This window comes from Salinicola halophilus (assembly GCF_003206155.1).
Lineage (GTDB): Bacteria > Pseudomonadota > Gammaproteobacteria > Pseudomonadales > Halomonadaceae > Salinicola > Salinicola halophilus.
In genome coordinates this window covers 60,430-82,274 of the sequence record NZ_PZJV01000003.1, presented here as the reverse complement: position 1 = coordinate 82,274, position 21,845 = coordinate 60,430, and the positions used below count along the sequence as shown (strand labels likewise).

The 21,845-nt window shown below is 66.6% G+C and carries 21 protein-coding genes; 6 read left to right on the top strand and 15 right to left on the bottom strand.

Features of this window, described 5'->3' with window-relative positions; translation table 11 throughout:
- Nucleotides 1–44 precede the first annotated feature (44 nt).
- Nucleotides 45–914, top strand: a complete 870-nt coding sequence (locus DOM33_RS10620; protein WP_110668806.1) for an NAD(P)-dependent oxidoreductase — start codon at nt 45–47, stop codon at nt 912–914.
- Nucleotides 915–920: 6 nt separating this feature from the next.
- Here the strand turns inward: DOM33_RS10620 and DOM33_RS10615 are convergent, their stop codons facing one another.
- Together DOM33_RS10615 and DOM33_RS10610 are read right to left on the bottom strand one after the other, a co-directional pair.
- Entirely contained in the window at nt 921–1,625 is a 705-nt protein-coding gene (locus tag DOM33_RS10615; protein WP_110668804.1) for a DUF4396 domain-containing protein, read from the bottom strand.
- Nucleotides 1,626–1,842: 217 nt separating this feature from the next.
- Nucleotides 1,843–2,697 carry an oxidoreductase gene (locus DOM33_RS10610; protein WP_110668802.1) on the bottom strand — a complete coding sequence of 285 codons (855 nt, stop codon included), beginning with the start codon at nt 2,695–2,697 and terminating at the stop codon, nt 1,843–1,845.
- Nucleotides 2,698–3,126: 429 nt separating this feature from the next.
- Here DOM33_RS10610 and DOM33_RS10605 point away from each other — a divergent pair, with 429 nt between their 5' ends.
- A complete protein-coding gene (locus tag DOM33_RS10605) occupies nt 3,127–3,714 on the top strand; it encodes a LysE family translocator (protein ID WP_110668801.1) in 588 nt (195 codons plus the stop codon).
- Here the strand turns inward: DOM33_RS10605 and DOM33_RS10600 are convergent.
- The 3 genes from DOM33_RS10600 to DOM33_RS10590 all read right to left on the bottom strand — a co-directional run bounded on the left by DOM33_RS10600 (nt 3,707) and on the right by DOM33_RS10590 (nt 6,353).
- On the bottom strand, nt 3,707–4,546 hold the full coding sequence (locus DOM33_RS10600; RefSeq protein ID WP_162617954.1) for an AraC family transcriptional regulator: 840 nt from the start codon (nt 4,544–4,546) through the stop codon (nt 3,707–3,709). The two genes, DOM33_RS10605 and DOM33_RS10600, sit on opposite strands and share 8 nt — an antisense overlap.
- Nucleotides 4,543–5,355, bottom strand: coding sequence for an MBL fold metallo-hydrolase (locus DOM33_RS10595; protein WP_110668797.1), 813 nt, complete (start codon nt 5,353–5,355; stop codon nt 4,543–4,545). Before DOM33_RS10595 ends, DOM33_RS10600 begins: the two co-directional genes overlap by 4 nt.
- Before the next feature lie 101 nt (nt 5,356–5,456).
- Nucleotides 5,457–6,353, bottom strand: a complete 897-nt coding sequence (locus DOM33_RS10590) for a DMT family transporter (protein WP_162617953.1) — start codon at nt 6,351–6,353, stop codon at nt 5,457–5,459.
- 96 nt (nt 6,354–6,449) lie between these two features.
- Here DOM33_RS10590 and DOM33_RS10585 point away from each other — a divergent pair, with 96 nt between their 5' ends.
- On the top strand, nt 6,450–7,358 hold the full coding sequence (locus tag DOM33_RS10585) for a LysR substrate-binding domain-containing protein (protein WP_110668793.1): 909 nt from the start codon (nt 6,450–6,452) through the stop codon (nt 7,356–7,358).
- 79 nt (nt 7,359–7,437) lie between these two features.
- Here DOM33_RS10585 and DOM33_RS10580 read toward each other — a convergent pair whose 3' ends face one another.
- Nucleotides 7,438–8,484, bottom strand: a complete 1,047-nt coding sequence (locus DOM33_RS10580) for a pentapeptide repeat-containing protein (RefSeq protein ID WP_110668791.1) — start codon at nt 8,482–8,484, stop codon at nt 7,438–7,440.
- Nucleotides 8,485–8,794: 310 nt separating this feature from the next.
- Between DOM33_RS10580 and DOM33_RS10575 the strand changes: the two genes are divergently transcribed.
- Entirely contained in the window at nt 8,795–9,136 is a 342-nt protein-coding gene (locus DOM33_RS10575; RefSeq protein WP_110668789.1) for a hypothetical protein, read from the top strand.
- Between the two features lie 124 nt (nt 9,137–9,260).
- On the opposite strand, the gene DOM33_RS10570 is transcribed toward DOM33_RS10575, so the two are convergent.
- The 5 genes from DOM33_RS10570 to DOM33_RS10550 all read right to left on the bottom strand — a co-directional run bounded on the left by DOM33_RS10570 (nt 9,261) and on the right by DOM33_RS10550 (nt 14,993).
- Nucleotides 9,261–10,019 carry an HAD family hydrolase gene (locus tag DOM33_RS10570; protein WP_110668787.1) on the bottom strand — a complete coding sequence of 253 codons (759 nt, stop codon included), beginning with the start codon at nt 10,017–10,019 and terminating at the stop codon, nt 9,261–9,263.
- 74 nt (nt 10,020–10,093) lie between these two features.
- The gene (locus tag DOM33_RS10565) at nt 10,094–11,089 is read right to left on the bottom strand and encodes a DNA/RNA non-specific endonuclease (RefSeq protein WP_204352666.1); all 996 of its coding nucleotides are present in this window, start codon (nt 11,087–11,089) and stop codon (nt 10,094–10,096) included.
- A gap of 91 nt (nt 11,090–11,180) precedes the next feature.
- Nucleotides 11,181–12,890 (bottom strand): thiamine pyrophosphate-dependent enzyme, encoded by a 1,710-nt coding sequence (locus DOM33_RS10560; protein WP_110668785.1) that lies wholly within the window; start codon nt 12,888–12,890, stop codon nt 11,181–11,183.
- Nucleotides 12,891–13,126: 236 nt separating this feature from the next.
- On the bottom strand, nt 13,127–14,533 hold the full coding sequence (locus tag DOM33_RS10555; protein WP_110668783.1) for an amidase: 1,407 nt from the start codon (nt 14,531–14,533) through the stop codon (nt 13,127–13,129).
- Nucleotides 14,534–14,687: 154 nt separating this feature from the next.
- Nucleotides 14,688–14,993, bottom strand: coding sequence for a YrhK family protein (locus DOM33_RS10550; RefSeq protein ID WP_110668781.1), 306 nt, complete (start codon nt 14,991–14,993; stop codon nt 14,688–14,690).
- A gap of 237 nt (nt 14,994–15,230) precedes the next feature.
- Here DOM33_RS10550 and zwf point away from each other — a divergent pair, with 237 nt between their 5' ends.
- Nucleotides 15,231–16,883: a glucose-6-phosphate dehydrogenase gene (zwf, locus tag DOM33_RS10545; protein ID WP_110668779.1), complete on the top strand. Its 1,653-nt coding sequence runs from the start codon at nt 15,231–15,233 to the stop codon at nt 16,881–16,883.
- A gap of 59 nt (nt 16,884–16,942) precedes the next feature.
- Nucleotides 16,943–18,076, top strand: coding sequence for an MFS transporter (locus DOM33_RS10540; RefSeq protein WP_110668777.1), 1,134 nt, complete (start codon nt 16,943–16,945; stop codon nt 18,074–18,076).
- A 40-nt stretch (nt 18,077–18,116) separates the two neighbouring features.
- On the opposite strand, the gene DOM33_RS10535 is transcribed toward DOM33_RS10540, so the two are convergent.
- The 4 genes from DOM33_RS10535 to eutB form a co-directional block, all read right to left on the bottom strand.
- Nucleotides 18,117–19,007, bottom strand: a complete 891-nt coding sequence (locus tag DOM33_RS10535; RefSeq protein ID WP_110668775.1) for an NAD-dependent epimerase/dehydratase family protein — start codon at nt 19,005–19,007, stop codon at nt 18,117–18,119.
- A gap of 143 nt (nt 19,008–19,150) precedes the next feature.
- Entirely contained in the window at nt 19,151–20,098 is a 948-nt protein-coding gene (locus DOM33_RS10530) for a cyclodeaminase (RefSeq protein ID WP_110668773.1), read from the bottom strand.
- 151 nt (nt 20,099–20,249) lie between these two features.
- Entirely contained in the window at nt 20,250–20,660 is a 411-nt protein-coding gene (fos, locus tag DOM33_RS10525) for a fosfomycin resistance glutathione transferase (protein WP_110668771.1), read from the bottom strand.
- Between the two features lie 118 nt (nt 20,661–20,778).
- The gene (eutB, locus tag DOM33_RS10520; protein ID WP_110668769.1) at nt 20,779–21,765 is read right to left on the bottom strand and encodes a hydroxyectoine utilization dehydratase EutB; all 987 of its coding nucleotides are present in this window, start codon (nt 21,763–21,765) and stop codon (nt 20,779–20,781) included.
- Nucleotides 21,766–21,845: the final 80 nt, after the last annotated feature.

Genomic DNA, 21,845 nt, shown 5'->3' with positions numbered 1-21,845 from the left:
CTCGCGCGTCGCTACCCACCGTCTTCGACACGGAGTGTGACCCGATGCCCACGACCGTTGCCCTGATTGCCCCCGGCGCCATGGGTGCCGCCATCGCTCGCCGCCTGACCGACCACGGCGTCGAGGTCATGACGTCGCTGGCCGGCCGCAGCGAGGCGAGCGTCACCCGCGCCCGCGAGGCCGGCATGCGCGACGTCGATCTCGACACCCTGATGCGCGCCTCGCTGCTGCTGTCGGTAGTACCGCCGGCGGAGGCCGAGGCGCTGGCCGCCTCCCTCGCCCCGCACCTGGCGGCGGCGGAGGCACCGCCGGTCTACTGCGATCTCAACGCCGTCAGCACCGCCACGCTCTCGCGTCTCGAACGCGTGGTGCGCGATACCGGGGCCGAGTTCGTCGACGGTGGCATCATCGGCCCGCCGCCGTCCGCCGAGAAGACGCCGCGGATCTACGTCGCCGGTGAGCGTGCCGATCTCGTGACGGCGCTCAATGACGCCGGCCTCGACGTGCGCGCGCTTACCGGGGCGAGCGGCAGCGCCTCGGCGCTGAAGCTCTGTTTCGCCGGCATCAACAAGGGCATGACCGCCCTGACCACGATGATGCTCATCGCCGCGGCGCGACACGGTGCGGGAGCGGCGCTTCGCGACGAGCTCGCCGAGCGCCTGCCGGAGGTGATCACCCGAATCGACGACGGCATTCCCGACATGCTGCCGAAGGCGTGGCGCTGGCACCCGGAGATGCGCGAGATCGCCGATTTTCTCGACGATAGCGACCCGCTTGCCCACAACCCGGCGGGACGCAGCACCTTCGAAGGCTTCGCCACGCTCTACGAGCAGCTCGGCGACCCCGATAGCGGCGGCGAACTCGAGCGACTGCTCGACTCGCTCATGACGGCCACCGAGCCGCGTGATCGCTGAACGCACTTACATGCCGTGCTTGATGCCGCGATCGATCAGCACCCAGTTCGCCGGATAGGAGGTGACGAAGCCGACCAGCATGGCGATCTGCATCATGAACCAGAACGTGACGCTGAAGGCGTTCATCTCCGGCAGCCAGCGCTGCAGCGCGATCAGCATCCAGAGGTACATGCCGAGCTGAAAGGCGATCAGCGAGAGCGTATCGGCCTTGATCGCGTTCTTCAGCGCCTCGCCGCGACCGGCGTCGCTCATCGCCCGAATCGGCAGATACTGAAACAGCACGCCGAAGAGATAGGCGCAGACGAAGGCCAGCGCGAAGTGGCCGCAGACGCTCGAGCCGAGTAGCGCAAAGCCGGTGAGCGTGGCGAGGGGCGAGGCGACCACGTCGCCCAGCGTGCAGCCGCCGCCGCAGTGGGTCGCGGAAACGAAGACGCTCTGCCATTGGGGTTTGTCGCCGCCGTGATGATGATGGCTTTCGTGCCCGCCGTGCTGATGACCGCCGTGCGCATGCGATGCCTGCTGCGAGGCGAGCGGGGCGCGACCCATTCGGCGATAGGCGAACCAGCCGACGACCGGCATGTAGAGCCCGGTGATGGGCCAGGTCACGTTCATGACCTTCATGTGCTGTGGGCGTTTCGAGACATCGATGGCGATCCCGATCGCCGTGACGATCCCTGCCAGAAGGCAGAGCCAGGACCAGAAGGTCAGCATGCTCAGTCACTCCCTGTCGACCGATGAACGGGTTGAGGACCCCAAGGTATAGATTCCGTCATCGCGATCGGCAAGCCATGCCCCGCCCCAGGTTACTGGGCTCGCCCTCTCGTGACGCTCGCGTTTCGCCCGCGCCATAGGCGTCGATACGCAAGAGGCCGGCGATTGGCCGGCCCCTCGATCTCTCTCGACGCCTAGCGCGTCGCCACGGCCCCGGTCAGCGCTCGGTTTCGGGAAAGTCCGTCGCCTCGCCGACCGCGCGATACGCCCGCACCTCGGCCAGTCGCGCCTCGAGCCTGTCGGTTACCTGTTCCACGCCCCAGCCACCGAGCACCAGATGCCGCGGCGGCTCGGGGTTGGCGACCAGATCGATCATCGCCTGCGCCGCCCGTACCGGGTCGCCCGGCTGCTGGCCGCTGACCCGACTCGTACCGGTCATGCGCGCACCGACGGTTTCCTGGTAGTCCTCGAGGCGTGTCGCCGTCTGCTCGAGCGAACGCCCCGCCCAGTCGGTGCGAAACGGGCCGGGTTCGACGCAGGTGACCGCGATACCCAGCGGCTCGACCTCGGCCTTGAGCGAATCGGACCAGCCCTCCACCGCGTGCTTGGAGGCGGCGTAGTAGCCCGACCCCGGAAAGCCGACCAGCCCGGCGACCGAGCTGATGCTGATCACGTGCCCCTGGCGACGCTCGCGCATCCCCGGCAGCACCGCCCGCGTCATCGCGAAAAGGCCGAAGACGTTGGCCTCGAACTGGGCGCGAATGGCGGCGTCCTCGCCCTCCTCGCAGGAGGCCTGATAGCCGTAGCCCGCGTTGTTGACCAGCACGTCGATGCGTCCGAATTCCGCCTGCGCCGCTTCGACGGCCCGGGCGATCTGCGCGTCGTCGGTGACGTCCAGCGCCAGCGCCAGGCCGCGTCCCTCGCTGCCCTCGACGAGGTCGATGACGCTGTCGCGGTTGCGGGCCGTCACCACCGCTTTGCCGCCCTGCTCGAGCACGCGATGCGCGAGTTCGCGGCCGAAGCCGGTGGAGCAGCCCGTGATGAACCAGACGGGGTCTTGTGGCATAGCCATACTGTCTCTCCTCGAGTCATGAACCAAAGGCGCCGGCGCCGAGCGGCGCGTGATGCGTTTCGAGGCCGCGCGTCCAAGGCACGGTCACTTCGACGCCGTCGCTTACAACGCCGTCGATCACGACGCGGCGACTTCCAATCTAGCGACTTCCAGCGTAGCGACTTTCGAAATAGCCATTCCCAACGTGGCGACTTCCCAACATATTCGTTTCCAACATAGTCATTTCCAACATAGTCATTCCCAACCTAGCTCTACCCAACATAGCCACACTCGAACGTCTCGCGATCCGCTTCGGACTTTCCGACACGTCATCGACACGATCGTGCATCGGTATCCGGCCTGCCCGACGACACCCATAGCGCAATATTCTTCAATAACGTCGCCCGCCATCTCGCTAGGCTCCTCGTCTTCTTCTCGAGGAGCCTTCCGATGTCGCCGACTCTGCTCGTCTCCATGGCCGCTTTCGCCCTCGCCGCGTCGCTCTCCCCCGGCCCGGTCAATCTGGTCGCGCTGAGCGCCGGCATGCAACGCGGCTTTCGGCACAGTCTGCGCCACGTCACGGGGGCGACCTGCGGTTTCACGCTGCTGCTGATCTCGATCGGTGCCGTGTTGCAGCCGCTGCTCGCCTGGCCGGCGGTCATGACGACGATCCGCTGGCTGGGTATCGGCTTTCTGCTCTATCTCGCCTGGAGCATGGCGCTCGACGACGGATATCTGACATCGCGACCGCTCGCGGTCGCCACGTTTCGTCGCGGCGCGCTGATGCAGTGGCTCAATCCCAAGGCCTGGATGGCGAGCGCCGCTGGGATTGGCGCCTTCACCTCGGACGGTGCCGTTCCCGGCGTCGCGCTTTTCGCGCTGCTGTTCTTTCCCATCTGCTACGTGAGCCTTGCCGCCTGGGGTGCGCTGGGCGCCTGGCTGGGTCGGCGGCTGCCGGAACCGCGCAAGGTCCGCTGGGTCAATCGCTCGCTGGCCTTGATGCTCGCCGCGAGCGCGATGCGCCTCGCGGTCAACTAGCGCGGCGAAAACGGTTCGGCGTCGTCGCCGTGAACCGTTTGAAGATGCGCTGGAAATGCGCCTGATCGGCGAAGTGCCAGTCGTGGGCGACCTCGGCGATCGGCCGGCCGGCGCTCAGCGCCTCTCGCGCTCGGCGAATCCGACAGTCGAGCAGGAAGGCATGAGGGGTGATGCCGTACTCCCGTTTGAAGACCCGCACCAGATGGCTCGGCGTCATCGCCGAGCGCTCCGCGAGCCAGGCAAGCGTGAGCGGTTCGGCACAGCGCAGACGAATCAGTTCCGCCGTGCGTGCAAGCCGGGCGCCTTCCCGGTGGCACTGGTGCTGGCGGGTGCGCGAGTGGGCGAACAGCCCCCGGAAGAAATCCCGACAGACGAGCGTCTTCTCGGCCGCCGTGGCGTGGTCGTCGAGCAGCCGCTGACACAGCCGAATCAGCGCCGCGTAAAGCGTCACGTCTCGCGTCGCATGCAGTGCCAGCGGGCGAAACTCGCGCGCGCTGCCCGCCCCCTGCAGCGGCGAAAGCCACACCGGATCGACGTGGAGCATGTAATACGACCAGGGCGCGCCATCCGTCGGGTTGCAGGCGTGGATCTCCCGCGGGTTCATGATGACCACCGCGCCCCGGGTGACCGGCACCGCTTGCAGCGAGTCACCGGGCACCTGGTATTCGTAGAGACTCCGCCCACCGGTGACGGCACCGATGGAGAAGCTGTCATGGCTGTGCCGGGCGTAGCCGATGCCCTCCCCGGCCCGGCTCTCGCGCAGCTCCAGAAACGGCAGCGCATCGCGACGCCAGAAGCGCATCGCCCCGGACGGTGCCACACGTCGACTCACGCCGGCGGCACCTCGCCCTGCACGGCACGGCAGTGGCGCTGGACCGACTCCTCGATCACGCGGCCGGCGTCGAGCAGGATCTCCTGGCCCCAGAAGGCGGAGTAGGCGCTCTCGATCGCCAGCGGCGCGAGGCGCTCGCCGATGTGCGCGACCGTCGAGGCGGGCAGCGGGATGTTGTTGGGGTAGGACCACATGAACGACGCCATGCGATCCGGTGTCACCAACAGCGTGTCGCCGGTGAGTAGGGTCCTGCGCTCGGCCCAGTGGAGTACGCAGGCGCCGGGGAAGTGACCGTCCAGCCGGTGGAGGGTCAGCCCCGGCAGCGGTTTCAGCGTATCGCCCTCCCAGAACTGCAGGCGCCGATCGGGGATGGTTACCCAGTCGCGGTCGGCGGCGTGGACATGCACGGGACAGTCGAACGCCTCGCCCCAGGCGGCCATGGTCGAGAAGTAGTGCGGGTGCGAGATCGCGATGGCGTCGATGCCCCCGAGCCCCTGGATCAGTTCGAACGTCGCCTCGTCGAGCAGGCTGAGACAGTCCCACAGCAGATTGCCCGCCGGCGTGCGCAGCAGAAAGGCACGCTGCCCGATGGCGATCTTCGGGACGCTGGCCAGCGCCAGCAGCCCCGGCGCCATGTGGCGGAACGTGTTGGTGTGCGCCGCGGCGAGCTCGCTCGCGGTGGTCCAGCGCTGACCCTCGATGGGCACGTACTGGCGCTCGTCCTCGCAGATGCCGCAGTGCGCGGGCGGCTCGGCGCTTTCAGGATACTGCACGCCACAGGTGGCACAGATAAAGCCAGGATGCTGCATGTCGACCTCCTGTTGCAGAAACCTCGATGCCTCCAGTCGTCGAATGACCCTCGAAAGCCGCAGGCGCGGGTTTTGCCGATGTCGGCCCCTGACGGCTCATCTCAGCGCGTGAGCGTCAGCCAGCCCGAGAATACGATGACGACCATGCCCAGTATGGCCCAGACATCCGGCACTTCACCGAAAAACAGCCACCCCCAGCCCAGCGCGAAGACGAGATAGAGATAGTCCAGCGCGGCGACGAGGGATGACGGCGCGAGCTGATAGGCTTCGGCGACGGCGACGTTGACCACCAGCATCAGCGCCGCGTACAGCGCCATCAGAGAAAGCTCCGTCGCGTCGAGTCTTTGCCAGCCGCTCAGCAGAAAGTCGGCGCCGGTACGGGTCGGCTCGACCAGCACGACAGTCAGACTGCCCACGAGGCCGGCAAGCAGAAAGGCGACGTTGAGCCCCATCGCCAGGATCAATGGCGAGACATCCCGCAAGCGCCGTCGAGTCAGCACCATCGCCGCCGCGTAGCAGAGCGCCGCGGCGACCGGCAGCGCCATGATGACGTCGAAAGCGGCACTTCCCGGCCGTAATACCACCAGAATACCCACGAATCCCGCCATGAGCCCGACTACGCGTCGGGCATGAAGACGCTCGCCGAGACCCATCGCCAGTATCACGATGAACAGCGGCGTCGTGTAGATACCGGCGGCAGCGACGCCCAGCGTGATCCACGGCAATGCCGCGTAGAACGCGATCCACATCGTCAGCAGCAAAAGACTCCGCAGGCCAATCCAGCCAAGTGTCTGCGGGGCAGGACGATCAATACCCCGATGCCTCAACAAGGCCACCAGCGTGACGAGCGACAATACCGGCGCCAACGTCAGCAGCTGCCAGAGCGACAGCCCCTCGCTGAACGACTTGACCAGTGCATCCGCCAGTGCCTGCAGCGATACGGCGACGACGATCAGTAGCGCACCGCGGCGCGGGTTATCCTGCGAGGGGGAGAACATGGCCATCACGACACCTTGGCGAACGAAAGGTGTAGCCTGTTCTCCAGCGCGGCATTTCGAAAGCGATGTCGACGTCGCCATCCATGAGTCTGAGTCATGCATTCATCAAACCGCGCCCTTCCCCCGCTCGCCACGCTGCTACCGTTCGAATCCGCCGCCCGTTGGGAGAGTTTCACCCGGGCCGCACAAGAGCTGAACCTCACGCAAGCGGCCATCAGCCGCCAGGTTCGAGCGCTGGAGACCGATCTCGGCGTCGCCCTGTTCGAACGGCGCAATCGAGCCGTTCATCTCACGCCGGCGGGGCGCGAACTGGCCGACACCATCGCCAGTGGGCTGGGGAAGATCGCCGAGCACGCATGCGCTCTGCGCGGCAGCAACAATCCTCTGCGCGTCACGCTGTTCTGTCAGCTCTGCGAGGCGTTCTACTGGCTGATGCCACGCCTGGCGGACTTTCACCGTCGACACCCCGATATCGACCTCAAGCTGACCACGTCGACTCGCCCCCTCACCGAGCAGCACGAGCCGTTCGATGTCGCCCTGCAGACACAGGGACGCCCCTGTGGCAGTCACCGACTGGCGTTCACGGGCAGTGACAGCATCTTTCCGGTGTGCAGCCCGAACCATCCTGCCGCGAGCGCCACACCGATACCGCTCAAACGGCTCGTCGAGCACGATCTTCTCCACTACCGGCCGGCGTCGCCGGACTGGATCGAGTGGCCGCAGTGGCTGCAGGCCGTGGGCGCGCCCGACGTCGCTCCCCGGCTCGGCCGCCACTTCGATAGCTATCCCCTGCTCATCCAGGCAGCGGTAGCGGGTCACGGCATCGCCCTCGGCTGGCGACGGTCGACCGAGCGCCTCATCGCATCCGGCTCGCTGGTGCGTCCGGTGGCGGAGCGTCTCGATCAGCCCGAGGCCCTCGAGATCTATACCCCGCCGAATGCGTTCGATCGCTACGCCAGTCGCGCTCTGCTCGGCTGGCTTCGCGAGACGCTGGAGAGCGAATAGACGACCGGAATGCTAGCCGCCCTCGCCGTCAATATCGTGTGACGAGACGGCGCGCGACCGACATCGAGACGAGCGTCGCTCAAGCGCTGCGCAGACGGTTGCCGAGACAGAAACCCAGCAGGCCCAGCAGCGTGATACCGAGCGTGGTCTCGAGGGTTGCGGCCCACATCACCCAGCGCCGGTGAAGGTTGGCATCGAGCGAGGCGGTCATCGCCTGGGCGCTGAACAGCACGGCGTCGGTGAGCTTCAGCCAGGCCGGATCGGCAGCCTGGCCCGCCACGTCGGTGAGCGCGAACAGACCGGCGAAGGCGAGCATCACCGCGAGCGTGGTGAGAATCACCCGCATGGGGCTCTCCCCGAAGCCCGCGATCAGGCCCGCGCTCGTGCCGAGCAGCCAGCGCCAGCTCCCCAGCGCCAGCCCCGGTCGAGTCAGCGCGCTCTGATCGCGCTCGATGCGCCGGCGGCGCCACAGGTGATCCGGACGCACCGCGAGCGTCTCCAGACGGCGGGCGTGATAGTAGGCCCAGCCGGCGTCGCGGGTGCTGCCGTTGGACGCCCAGTGTGCCGAGAGCGCGCGATAGATGTCCGCGGCCTCGCGGTGGCGACGGGAGAGATGCAGCCGCGTACGCGTCGGGTCATCGCCCCGACCACGGGCGATCAGATCGGCGTGAAAGGCGGCGAAGTCGTCCTCACGCTCCTGCAGCAGCCCGCGCCGCTGCCCCTCTTCCACCGCGCTTCGCGGCAGTGCCACGCCGTCGAAGACCGCCAGATGCAGCGAGCAGGCGCTGATGTCGGATGACTCGAAGATGGTGTTGGCACCCAGGCGCGACCGGTAGAGATCGCAGCCGGTGAGCGACGCCCGCTTGAACGAGGTGCGCTCGAATTCGGTGTAGCGCAGATCGCAGTCGATCAGCCGCGCTTCCTGGAACTTCACGTCGCGCAGCGAGGCGTTGGTGAACGTGCAGCGTGTCAGCGTCGCGCCGCGAAAATCGAAGCGCTCGAGCCGGGTGGCGCTGTGGGCGTGGCCGAAATCGACGTCTTCGATCTCGACGCCGCGCAGATCGACCCAGCCGTCGGGCCGTGCGGCGATACGCTCGGCCACCTCGACGGCGCTCAGCGTCGTCATGGCACGTGCCCCTCGACAACCCGCGAGTTCGGTCCAGAGGGTCTGGCGTGCGTGTCGGGGAGAGCCCAGCGTTGAACGGCGCGAAGCGAAAGCGTCATGACGAAAGCGACCCCTGGAGGCAAAACGAAGCGGATCCGTAGTGTAAGCGATCGCGCTTCTGCGGTGTTCCGGCGCGGCGAAACCGATCGCGTTAGACTATGGCGGGGAGCGCGGCACCTTGGCGATCTCGAGACGATGCGCGTCGCCCGGTGGCCGGATTCGCCGACGATCGATCCTCCCCGGCCTGAACTGATCATCTCAAGGAACATTCATGAAAACGAAACTGGCGCTGAGCCTCGTTCTGCTGAGCGGTCTCTCCGTGACGAGCGCGCAAGCGAACGAATGCACAACTGATGCCCTCGTCCAAGCGACTCAACGCTTCCAGTCACAAATCGTCTCTTACGGCCAGGCGCACGAGAACGATTCCGATGCCGCCGAGCGCAAGATGATGCAGGCGATGTCCGAAGCCGGCGTCAATCGAACCTTCGAAGCGCATGCCGACGAACTCAAGGCGGTGACGTCCGATCCGGACGAAGAGCCGTCCCAGGCGCTCTGCGATGACATGTATGCGATGTTCGACAAGTTCGATGCGAAAGTCGACGCATTGGACTGACGGCAGTCGGCGATTCGAATGACGACGATGCCGGGGCTTGCGAGTCCCGGCATCGTCGCTAGTGGGCCATCGAATGTAGGGTAACCGCTGCCACATCGGTGCCTTGCGCCTCAAGGGACGCGCTCTAGCACCTCTCCAACCCGAAGTGACGGCGGGCGATGCGCGCCACGGCCGCAGGGTCGCCGTCGGCCACCGTGGCCAGCGGCGTCGGCAACTCGACCCCGGACGGGGCCTGCGTACCGCGGTCGAGCAGGATCGTCGGGATGCCGAGGGCATCGGCGCCGAGCACGTCGTCATACGGGTTGTCGCCGACGTAGATCACCTCCTCCGGCGTGCAGTCGAGGGCGTCGAGCGCGGCGCGAAAGAGCTTCGGATCCGGCTTGCAGGCGCGGACGTCGGAGCTGAAGCGCACGATCTCGAAGTCGTCCCAGATCCCCAGCATGCGAAGCTCCGCCTCGGTGTAGGCGCGCTGGGTATTGGAGGCGATCGCGAGGCGAAAATCCCCCTGACAGGCGTCGAGCATCGCTCGCGTGCCGGGCCAGAGCGCGATCTCGCGGGTAGTGATCTGACGATAGGTCAGCGCAAGCTCCGGCGTCAGTACCGCCCGCCGGGCAGCGGTCGCGTCCTGCTCGGCAAGCAGCGCGTCCCATACCGCGATGACGTCGACGTCCGGCGAATCGCCGCCAGCCTCAGCGAGCTGCACCTGCGTCAGCGCCGCGAAGCGTGCGGCGAGGTGCTCGGGCTCGAGGGCGACCCCTCGGTAGCGCAGCCAGTCGGCGAGAAAGACGAACGTCTCGTCGTCGACGTGGTCGCCGTCGAAGACGAAGAGCGTCTTGAAGACATCGAAGAGCAGCACGGGGCGGCGAGACTCGGGGGCGACCATGATCGGTTCCGGTGTGAATGAGCCCCCATTCTAGGGCGACGCCGGGCGACAATCCCAGCGCCGCCCGCCTGCGGTCAGACGCGAATGTCTTCCGGGCCGCGAATCTCCGCCTGGATGCGGGTGCCGGTATCGCGCTCCTCGTTGGAAAAACCGTCGAAGCGCGAGAGCTCGCCGAAGTCGAGCTGGGCGAGCTGTTCGATACGCGCCACGCTTTTCTGATAGGTCTTGTACTGGCCGAACAAAAAGCCCGGGCCGAGATCCTCGAGCTCATCGGCCTGCTCGATCATGTACGCCGTCGCCGAGGGGCGGCCGTCCTCCCCGGTGAAAGCGACCACCTTCCAGTACGCTTCGGGGATGCGAATGCCGCGATAGGTCCGGTCGGACTCGCGAAACACCGGCCCGGTGAAGATGCACAGGCGCTGGCGATCGGCGCGGGCGTGCTCGAGCAGATAGTCCTCCAGCCCCAGCCAGGTCTGCTGGTTGAACGCCGCCATCTGCGGGGCGCAGTTGGTAAAGTGGAAGGTATCGGCCTCGGCGCGCTCGGCGTCCTCGCCCCAGTTCGCCGAGGTACGCCGCACCAGATGGCCGCGATCCAGCGGATTGCGCGAGTAGACGTCCGGCCCCGCCTGCAGCGAGGCATCGAGCCTGGGGTCGAGCCGCCAGTTGTCGCTGCGCGGCACGCTGACCAGCGAGCGGCCGTCGAGGTTGAGCGCGGTGAAGATCGCCAGCCGCCGCGGGCGCGACATCACGATCGAGAAGTGGGTGTAGTCGAGACGGCCGTCGTCGCGACCGGGTATTGGGGTGACCTCATCGATGCGCTCGCCCACCGGGGTCGGCAGCGGCACGTCGAAGCCTTCGAGGAAGTCGGTGGCATAGCCTTCGCGGTCTGACAGAGAGCTTCCGCGATTGGCTAGAGAGCCTTCGCGGTCTGCTAGCGCGCCTTCGCGGCCGGCGAGAGCGCCGGCGCGCGCCGATAGCGTGGGATCTCGCGGCCCCGCCGCCGTCGGCCGCGGCGCGATCAGCGGGCGCATCTCTCTGAGCGTGGGGCGAACGGTGGTCTTCACGGACATGACACTCTCCCGGTCGGGTGGCTAGCAGAATGAGCGAATGGAAACGAAGACGCCGCCGTGAGGTCGACTCGACGGCGGCGCTCGACGGACTTCACTTCCAGAAGTTGCTCTTCACCAGGTCGACGACCTCGCTCATGCGGCCGTTGAGTACCGCCTTGCCGGAGTAGAGCGCGGTCGAGGTGACCTGGCCCGGCTCGACCTTCGGCGGCATGACCAGCTCCATGCGGTTGACCGTGACGTCGAGAATCCCCGGTCCCGGATGCGCCAGCCACTCGGCGATGGCGTGATCGAGCTCGTGCTTCTGCTCCACCTTGCGGCCCCATAGCCCCATCGCCTGGGCGAGCTTGCCGAAGTCGGGATTCTCGAGGTCGGTGTAGCTGTCGAGCAGGCCGTCGACCTTCTGCTCGATCTCGACGAAACCCAGCGAGCTATTGTTGAAGACCACGATCTTGAGCGGAATCTTCTCCTGCTTGAGGGTGAGCAGATCGCCCATCAGCATGGTCATGCCGCCGTCACCGCACATGGCGATCACCTGGCGCTGGGGGAAGGCCTTCTGGATGCCGATGCCCTGCGGATAGGCGTTGGCCATGGTGCCGTGAACCAGACTCGACAGCGTGCGGCGCTGGCCGTTGGTGCGGATGTGACGCAGCATCCAGACCATCGGGCTGCCGGCGTCGGCGGTGAAGATGGCGTCGTCGTGGGCCGCCGCGTTGAGCGCCAGCGTCAACTCCTGAGGATGGATCAGGTCGTCATCGTCGGACTGGTGGGCATCGTGCTCGAGTGCCTTGGCGTAGGTCTCGCGGCAGCTGTCGAGCCACTTGGTGTCCGTCTGCTCGTCGACGAGCTGGGCGAGCGCGGCGCAGGTGTCGCGCACGCTGCCAACGAGGCCGACGTCCACCGGATGACGTCGACCGATCTGGCCCGGGTCGATGTCGACCTGAATGATCGTCGCCTTTTCGGGGTAGAACTGGGTCCAGGCGAAGCTGCAGCCGAGCAGCAGCAGCGTGTCGCACTCGGCTACCGCGCGGTAGCCGCCGGCCAGGCCGAAGACGCCGGTCATGCCGACGTCGAAGGGGTTGTCCGGTTCAATGAAGTCCTTGGCGCGCGAGGTCCACGCCACCGGGGCGTTGAGCTTGGCGGCCAGCGCCAGCACCTCGCCGCGGGCGTGCTCGCAGCCGAAACCGGCGAAGATCGAGACCTTGCCACCGGCGTTGAGCGCCTTGATCGCCGGTACCAGCTCTTCGGCGTTGGGGCGAATCACCGGGTCGAAGCGGTGCGCCCGATAGGGCAGATCCTGGCTCGGCGTCTGGGTGAAGAGATCGCCGTGGACGATAAGCACCGCGACGCCGTTCTTGGCGATCGCTTCCTGCGCGGCGAGGGCCGCCATGCGCCGCGCCTGATCCGGATTGATGATCGACTCGCAGAAGACGCTGTACTGGGCGTAGATCGGCTTGGGGTCGACGTCCTGCGGGAAGCCGACGCCGGTGTCCGCGGTGCCTACCTGAGAGGCGATCAGCACCACCGGCGAGCCGTTGCGATGCGCCTCGAAGAGGCCGTTGACGAAGTGCAGCGTGCCCGGTCCGCAGGTGCCCGCACAGAGGGTGAGATTGCGGGTCATGTGCGCCTCGCCGCCGGCGGCGAAGCCGCCGACCTCTTCGTGGCGCACGTGAACCCAGTCGAGATCGCTGCGGCGAATGGCGTCGGTGAAGTGGTTGATGGTGTCGCCAACGACACCGTAGCAGCGCTTGGCGCCGGCCTGGGATAGCGTCTCGACGAGAATTTCGGCGACGTTCTGACTCATGCTGGCGACTCCTTTCGCGGTCTATGCAGACGGTCTATGCAACCGGTCCCTGCAAGCGACCCGGGTGAACCCCGCAAACGCGGGTGATGAACGAACAAACCCTCGCCACGCGATTCGCTCCGAGGGAGACGAATGCACGGCGAAGGCTTTCAGCGTAGTTCGCTCAGGGCGAAGCGTGGGCGTTTGCGCCGGCCGCGGCATCCAATCTAGCTCGGATGCCGCGACGACCGCACCGGCTAGGCCGACTGCGGCGCATCCGGATAGCGCGGCGGATGGGCGCGCATGTAGGCGTCGCAGGCGCGCAGCACGCGAACGTCGTCGTGCTTGCCGCCGGCGAGCTGAAAGCCGATGGGCAGCCCGGCGCGGGTGAAGCCGCAGGGCACCGAGGCCGCCGGCTGCTGGCTCAGGTTGAAGGGGTAGGAGAACGGCGCCCACTCCTCCCAGTCGCGCATGCCGCTATTCGGCGGGACTTCGTGGTTCACCGCGAACGGCGAGATCGGCACGCTCGGGGTCATCAGCAGGTGGTAGCGCTGATTGAAGCGCTCCAGCGACTGGGTGAACTCGGCCCGTTTGGCCAGCGCCTGGAAGAGATCCAGCGCGCTCCAGTCGCTGGCGTGCTCGGCGTTGGCGACCAGGCCCGGATCGAGCCGCTCGCGATCGGCCTCGCTGCACTGCGACCAGAAATCCCGCGAGGCGGTGAACCAGAGCTTCTGGAAGATGCCCAGCGGCGATTCGAACCCGGGATCGATCTCCTCGACTTCGGCCCCCAGCGCCTCGAGCCGGTTGGCGGCTTCGCGCACCGACGCGGCGATCTCTTCGTCCACCTCGGCGTAGCCCAGCGTCGGCGAGTAGGCGATGCGCAGCCCGCGCAGATCGCGGCCGAGATCCTCGCCCCAGTCTTCCGGCTGACCCCGCACCGCGTAGGGGTCGCGGTAGTCGTAGCGGCCGATGACGTTGAGCATGCGCGCCGCGTCGGTGACGCTGCGAGTGATCGGACCGAGATGCGACAGCGTCGCCTCGGTGGCCGGCGGCCACTGCGGCGTCCAGCCGTAGGTGGGCTTGAAGCCGAAGGTGCCGGTGAAGGCGGCGGGAATGCGAATGGAGCCGCCGGAGTCGCCGCCCTGGTGCAGCACCCCCATGTTGAGTGCCGCGGCCGCCGCCGCACCGCCGGAGGAGCCGCCCGGGGTCAGCTCGGTGTTCCACGGGTTACGCGTGGCACCGAAGACGCGATTGTCGGTGACCGCCTTCCAACCGAACTCCGGCGTATTGGTCTTGCCGAGAATCACCGCACCGGCCTCGCGCAGCATGCGCGCCGGCGGGCAGTCGTGCTCGCAGAGCGCCTTGGAGGTGGTCAGCGAACCGCCGCGGGCGGGCATGCCGGCAACCTCGGCGAGATCCTTCATCGAGATGGGAATGCCGTCGAGGGGGCTGAGCGGCGCGCCCTTCTTCCAGCGCTCGGTCGAGGCCTGCGCGGCCGCCTCGGCGCCCTCTTCATCGACGTAGACGTAGGCGTTGACCGCCTCATTGAAACGCGCGATGCGCGCAAGCGCCGCTCGAGTCGCCTCCAGCGGCGAGGCACTCTTGTTCCGGTATGCGTCTTCCAGCTGTACGGCATCGAATGTGCCGAGATCGGTATCGCTCAAGCGGCCTCCCGTGGCTATCGTCCTTGATTCGAGCATCCTTGGCCGCGAGCGGTACCGATCGCGGCGTAACGACGTGAAGGCTAGTCCCCTCTGACCGGACCGTGCAAAGTCGCAATGCGTTTCTGCATCGGTGGCTCGAGCCCGCAACGCGGGTTCAGAAGTCGTGACTGGTCTCGACCGAACTACCCGAGCCGCCCTTGAGGCGTTTGAGGTGAATACGGCGGATCAGACGGATGACCGGACGGATCAGCATCTCGACACTGCCGATCACGAACAGCCAAGTGCCGTAATAGACCAGCGGTTCGAAGAAGAACAGAACGCTGCCCACGACGAACCAGATACCGATGAGCACATCGTTGACGATGCTCAACGTCTCGTAGCGCTGGCGAATGATCAGTTCCTCGTCACCGAATTCGAGCGTCTTGCTGCGAGATTGGCGATCGCGGTTGGCGTCGTTCATGCGAAAGGTTCCCTGAAGGTGAATGACACGCGTCGACCGACCCTTGCCCTCCCGGGTGGTCGACATCGTCCCTAACCATAGCGGCTCGACCCCGCCTGTCGATGCGCCGACAAGGGGGCGTCGCGGGATTGCTGGGTGGGAAAACCGGCCCGAATCGCCAAGACGTATTACGCTGAGCGGGGATTGCTGGCGATGTCTCGCGACACCGTTTCACTCTTTCGTTCGAGAGGTAGGTCCATGGCAGAGAATACGAAGGACACGGCGAGGCCGGAAGACGGCGGCGCCAATCCGCAGGGCGACGCCCCCGCCGCGGAGAACACCACCATGTTCATCTTCGGCGCCAACGGCGATCTGGTGAAACGGCTATTGATCCCCTCGCTCTATCATCTCGATCGCGACGGCCTGCTCGACCCGGCCATGCGCATCGTGGGGATCGACCTTGCCGAGCAGGACGATACGAGCTTTCGTCGCCACTTCCGGGATTTTCTCGCCGACAAGGCGGCCAAGAGCCACACCGAAGGCCGCAAGAGCGATCTGCAGGACGAAGCCTGGGGCCAGTTCGAGCAGCGGCTTCACTATTTGCAGGGTGATTTCACCGACGACGCCGTCTACGCGAAGATCGGCGAGCAGATCGATACCGGCGAGACCGCCAGCGCCATCTTCTATTGCGCCACCGGTTCGCGCTTTTTCGGCGAGATCGCAACCCGGCTCGGCGAGGCCGGGCTGATGCGCGAAGGCAGCGAGCACTACCGTCGCCTGATCGTCGAGAAGCCCTTCGGTCACGACGCCGCGTCCGCCCGCGAGCTCAACGCCCAGCTCCTGGAGATGATGAAAGAGAGCCAGATCTATCGGATCGATCACTTTCTGGGCAAGGAGACGGTGCAGAACATTCTGGTGGCGCGATTCGCCAACGTGTTGTTCGAGCCGTTCTGGAACAACCACTACATCGACCACATTCAGATCACCGCCGCCGAGACCATCGGCGTGGAGAAACGCGCGGCGTTCTACGATAGCGCCGGCGCCACCCGGGACATGGTGCCCAACCATCTCTTCCAGCTACTGGCGATGGTGGCGATCGAACCGCCCGCCTACTTCGGTGCCGATGCCCTGCGTGGCGAAAAGTCCAAGGTGTTGAGCGCGATCCGCCCGTGGTCGGTGGAAGAGGCCGCCGCCAATTCCGCCCGCGGGCGCTATGCCGCCGGCGAAATCGACGGCGAAACGGTACCGGGCTACCTCGACGAAGAGGGCGTGGCCGCCGACAGCACTACCGAAACCTATGTCGCCATGAAGGTGATGGTCGACAACTGGCGCTGGATGGGCGTGCCCTTCTATCTGCGCACCGGCAAGCGCATGAGCGCCCGCGATACCGAGATCGCCATCTGCTTCAAGCAGGCGCCCTATGCCCAGTTCCGGGATACCGAGCTCGAGCGCACGGCGTCGAACTGGCTGATCATCCAGATCCAGCCCAACGAGGGCATGTGGTTCGACTTCCAGGCCAAGCGGCCGGGGCCGGAGCTGCACACCGATACCGTCAAGATGGGCTTCGGCTACAAGGACTTCTTCGACCTGCCGGCGGTGACCGGCTACGAGACACTGCTCTACGACTGCCTCACCGGCGATCAGATGCTGTTCCAGCGCGCCGATACCATCGAGAACGGCTGGCGCGCGGTAGAACCCTTCTTTCAGGCCTGGGCCCAGTCGCCGGCGGTGGAAGACTACGCCGCGGGCGAGGATGGCCCCGAGGGCGCGTTTACGCTGATCGAGCGGGACGGCCGCGAGTGGCATCAGGTGGGGCAGCCCACGGGGCCCGGCGTGGCGCCCGTGCCCGCCTCTCGTGACAGGGCGCCGACGTCCGGCTCTGGTGACAAATCGGGGCGCGACCCGCGTTGAGCCGTCGTTCGGCGGCTGCCGCACCCAGCGTCAGGCGAACCTGGCTTGCGGTCGCCGCCATGTTCGCCCTCAACGGCGGGCTATTCGGCACCTGGGCCTCGCGCATCCCGTCGGTCACCGCGCGCCACGATCTCGGCGGCGGCGAACTCGGCCTGCTGCTGTTGATGCTCGCCGTCGGGGCGATCGTCTCCTTCCCCCTGGCCGGGCGCGCCGCGGATCGCTTCGGCGCCGCCCGCGCCACCCTCGCCATCGGCGTGGGCTACGCCGTGGCGCTGCCGCTGATCGCGCTTTCGCCCAACGTCTGGCTGCTCGCGGTGGCACTGTGCCTGTTCGGTGCGGGCCACGGCGCGATGGATGTCACCATGAACAGCTGGGCCGGCGAGGCGGAGCGCTACATCCAGCGTCCGGTGATGTCGTCGTTCCACGCCATGTGGAGCCTGGGCGCCGGCGTCGGTGCGCTCGGTGGTTTCGCCGCGACCTCGCTGGAACAGGGGCTCGTCACACACTTCTTGGTCGTGGGCGCCACGCTGTGGGGCGCGGCGAGCTGGCTCGGCCATATCGGCTGGCGCTCGGAGACCCGCGATCGCACGCCTGGCGGCCGGCGCTTCCCGCTACCCCACGGGCCGCTTTTCTGGATCGGGCTGGTGGCAATGTGCTCGGCCCTGGGGGAAGGCGCCATCGCCGACTGGAGTGCGCTATTTCTGGTCAGCGTCACCCAGGCGAGCGAAGCCCAGGCGGCGCTCGGCTACGCCGTCTTTTCGGTGGCGATGGTGGCGATGCGGCTGGTCGGCGGGGTGGCGATCTCTCGGCTGGGCGCCGTACGCGTGGCCCGGCTGGCCGGTTGCCTGGCGTTCGCCGGCGTGCTGCTCGCGGTGCTGTCAGGACACTTCAGCGCCGCGCTCGCGGGGTTCGCGCTACTGGGACTCGGCTACGCCATGATCATGCCGCTGGCGTTCTCCCGCGCAGCCAACGACCCGGAGACGCCGCCGGGTGTCGCCATCGCGAGCGTCGCTACGCTTGGCTACGGCGGCATCCTGATCGGTCCGCCGCTGATCGGCTTCACCGCGCACTTCATTACCCTGCACTACGCCTTCGCGCTGCTCGGCGTGCTGGCGCTGGTGATCGTCGCCAAGGCGTCCGCGCTGGCGCCGCCGGGGTCAGCCGCCGGCGCTGACGAGCGGTCGCGACGCTAGCTTTACGGCCCCAGGGATCGATTCGAGAACCGGGCCGGCGCTACTCGGCCAGCTCATCTCGCCAGGCGTGAACCGGCGCGAAACCGACCAGACGGCGGGCTTTGTCGATGCTATAGAAGGTCTCGAATTCGCCCATCTCGCGCTTGAGCGGGACGCCCGCGTAGAAACGCTCGATCACCTCGGCACTGGTCAGATTCACGGATGGGTCGGCATTGGCCACGTTGAAGACCTCGTAACCCAGACCGTCCGTCTTCAGGCAGCAGTCGACCATCTGGCCCAGATCCCGGGCATCGATGTAGGCGAAGATGTTGCGACGGCGCAGGGCGGGGTCGTCCACGAACGCCGGAAACTTCTCGCGATACTCGTGCGGTTCGATCACGTTGTTGATGCGCAGGCCGTAGATGTCGATGCCCGAGCGCGCCTGAAAGGAGCGTGCGGTGACCTCGTTGACCACCTTGCTCATGGCGTAGCTGTCCTCGGGGACGGTGGGGTGCTCCTCGTCCACGGGCAGATAGTCCGGCTTTCTCTCGCCGTCGGCGAAGCAGATCCCGTAGGTGGTTTCGCTGGAGGCGAAGATCACCTTGGGAATACCCAGTTTGGTGGCGGCATCCAGCACGTTGTAGGTGCTCAGCGTGTTGATGCGATACGTCTCGTTGTCCGGCCGGTGCAGAATCGCCGGTATGGCCGCGAAGTGAACGATGGCGTCGTAGCGCGGCACGCCAGTGCCCGGCTCCAGCTCATCGTGACGAGCGTAGGCCTGACAGGCATTGAAGACCTGACCGGCGTCGGTCAGATCGATCGTCAACGACGCGATGCCGGGCGTGTCGGAGGGCGCCCAGTCCAGATTGGTGACCTGATGCCCCTGATCGCGAAGATAGGCGGTCGCATGGCGGCCGGCCTTGCCGCTACCGCCGGTAAATAGAATGCGCATGGGGTTCTCCGATGATTGGAACGGTCATGACACTCTAGCAACGGATGGGGCGGTCCGCCTGAGGGCGGATAAAGGCACCGCCCGGCCGATCTCGATCTACCTTGGCGACAATCGCCATCACTCTCAGCGCCTCGCCCGGGGGATCACGTCGTCAGCCGCGCCAGAGCAAAACCGGCGATGGCCGTGTCCTGCACGCCGGTGCCGGTGAGATCGCAGACGGTGATCTCGTTCGGCTCCCGACGTAGCGGCTGGCCGTCGGCGATCACGCGGCCGAGTTCGAGCACCGAGAACGGCGGCGCGTGCCCGGCGTAGGCCTTGAGTTCGCCGTTGTTCTCGCTCTGGGCGCGAGTGTCGGCGATGAAGTGATCCGCGCGCTCCATCACCGAGGTGTCGAGCTCGCGCTTCTCCGGGCTGTCCGAGCCCATGGCGGTGACGTGGGCACCCGTTGGCAGGTGCTCACCGGAGAGCAGGGGCTCCCGCGACGGCGTGGTGGTGACGACGATGTCGGCATTGGCGCAGGCGGCGCCGATCGTTTCGTGCACCTCCACCGTCACGCCGTGGCGCTCGCGCATCCGCGCAGCGTAGGCGCCGGCTTTCTCGGCATCGCGGGCCCAGACGTCGATATGCGCGATGTCGCGCACCAGCGTCAGCGCCGCGATCTGCAGCTCCGCCTGCACGCCGGCGCCGAGCACGGCGACGCGGCGACTCTCTTCCCGGGAGGCGTGCTTGGCAGCGATGGCCCCGGCGAGCGCGGTGCGCACGTCGGTCAGATAGCCCTCGTCGAAGAGCACCGCCTCGACCACGCCGGTCTTCGCCGAGAAGACGACCATCAAGCCGTTGAGACTCGGCAGGCCGAGCTTGGGGTTGTCGAAGAAGCCGGGGCTGACCTTGATCGCAAACGCCGCGTTGCCCTTGATATGCGCGGTCTTGACGTCGACCTCGCCGTTGGACTCCTCGATCGGCATGGAGAGAATCGGCGGCTGGACGACGTTGCCCTCGCCCAACGCGCGAAAGCCGCGCTCCACGACGTCCAGCGCCTCGCGGTCGAGGGTGACGACTCGCTGAATCTGCTCGCGATTGTAGAGTTGCATCCTCACTCCTGACTCATTGATGACAGTGACTCGACTTCATTTGGCGACGCTCGCCTCCCGAGGTACCGGCAACAGGTGGCCCCGGCAGCCGGCGTCGCGACTCTTGGCAGGTGCGGTTTCGAGGTAACGGTTTCATTCGCTACTTACCTGGCTACGTCAGGATTTCCATCCCGGCATAAGGGGTTTGCCGACAGGCTTGTAGCCTGCTGCGCAGATCCCCCGCATGAATCTCGAGCTTGTGGCCGTCGGGATCGAGAAAATAGAACGACGCCCCCTCGCTTCGGTTCTGGCGCCACTCCTCGACGCCGCAGGCCTTGAGATGAGCGACGGCCGGGGAAAAACCCGCCTGCGTAACCGTGAAGGCGTAGTGGGTGTACTCGGGATGCGGGGCGGTGTTCCGATGTTCGTCCCAGCTCAGACAAAGCCATAGATCGCGAAGCGATAAATAGGCGCCTGTGTCCCATCGAGCGTTCAGCGTGAGCCCCAGCGTGTTTCGGTAAAACTCGATGCTCCTGTCCAGTTGGGAGACAGCAAGCGTCAAGTGATTGAGACCTTCGAGCATACTCGGCTCCGTTAACTGACAGCGCTCTCTGCGTCATACAAGGGCCACGACGTCGTGAACGTCGGTGGTCGTGACCGTCATCTTCGACGGCGAGCTACGGATCATGGCAACGCCCTCTTCAGCGTTCGGGATAATCGACCAGCGTCCGCGCTCGCATCAGCGTACCGGCGTCGACACCGTTACCGGAGACGATCAGCGCGATCGTCTCGCCACGCACGTCGATGCCGTGCGCTTCCAGCGCGGCGAGGCCGACCACCGCTGCGCCTTCGACGAGCATCTTCTCGTGCTCGAAGAAATGCAGCATGGCGCGGGCGATGGCGGTTTCGGAGACGCGGTAGTGATCGTTCATCACCTCGCGTACCAGCGCGTAGGTGCAGCGGTTGTCGAGACCGATACCGCCACCGAGCGAGTCGGCAAGCGACGCTTCCTCCTCGACCTCGACCGGCCTGCCCGCCGCGAGGCTATCGATCATCGCCGCGCCCTTCTCCATGCTGACGCCGGTGACGTGCACCCCGGGATTGATGCCCTTGAGTGCCCGCCCGACGCCGCCGAGCAGGCCGCCACCGGAGAGCCCGATCAGCGTGCGGTCGAGCTTGGGCAGATCCTCCATCAGTTCCAGGCCGATGGTGCCCTGCCCGGCGGCGATCAGCGGATCGTCGAAGGGTTCGATCAGCGCCATGCCCGCCTCACTCACCAGTCGCCTCGCCTCGACGAAGGCGTCGTCCTGGGAGCGACCGATCACCCTCGCCTCGGCGCCGAGCGCCTCGATGGCGGCGACCTTGTTGGCCGGCACCAGCTCGGAGACGCAGATCACCGCTCGCGCGCCGAGGCGTTTTGCCGCCCACGCCACGGCACGGCCATGGTTACCGGTGGAGGCCGTGGTGACGCCGCGCTCGAGCTGCTCGGGCGAGAGCGAGGCGATCTTGTTGAGCGCGCCTCTAAGCTTGAACGCACCGCTCGGCTGCAGCGTCTCGAGCTTGAGATGGATGTCGGCGTCGAAGCGCGCCGACAGGCTCTGCGAGTGGATCAGCGGCGTGCGCGCCGCCTGACCCTGGATACGTGCACGGGCCAGATAGATATCGTGCAGGGTGACGGGGTCGGACATGTCGGCTCCCGAATCGAGACGGTAAAACGCCGGAATGGCAAAGCGGCAGGGGGTATCTCTTCACCCTGCCGCAGGCGCGT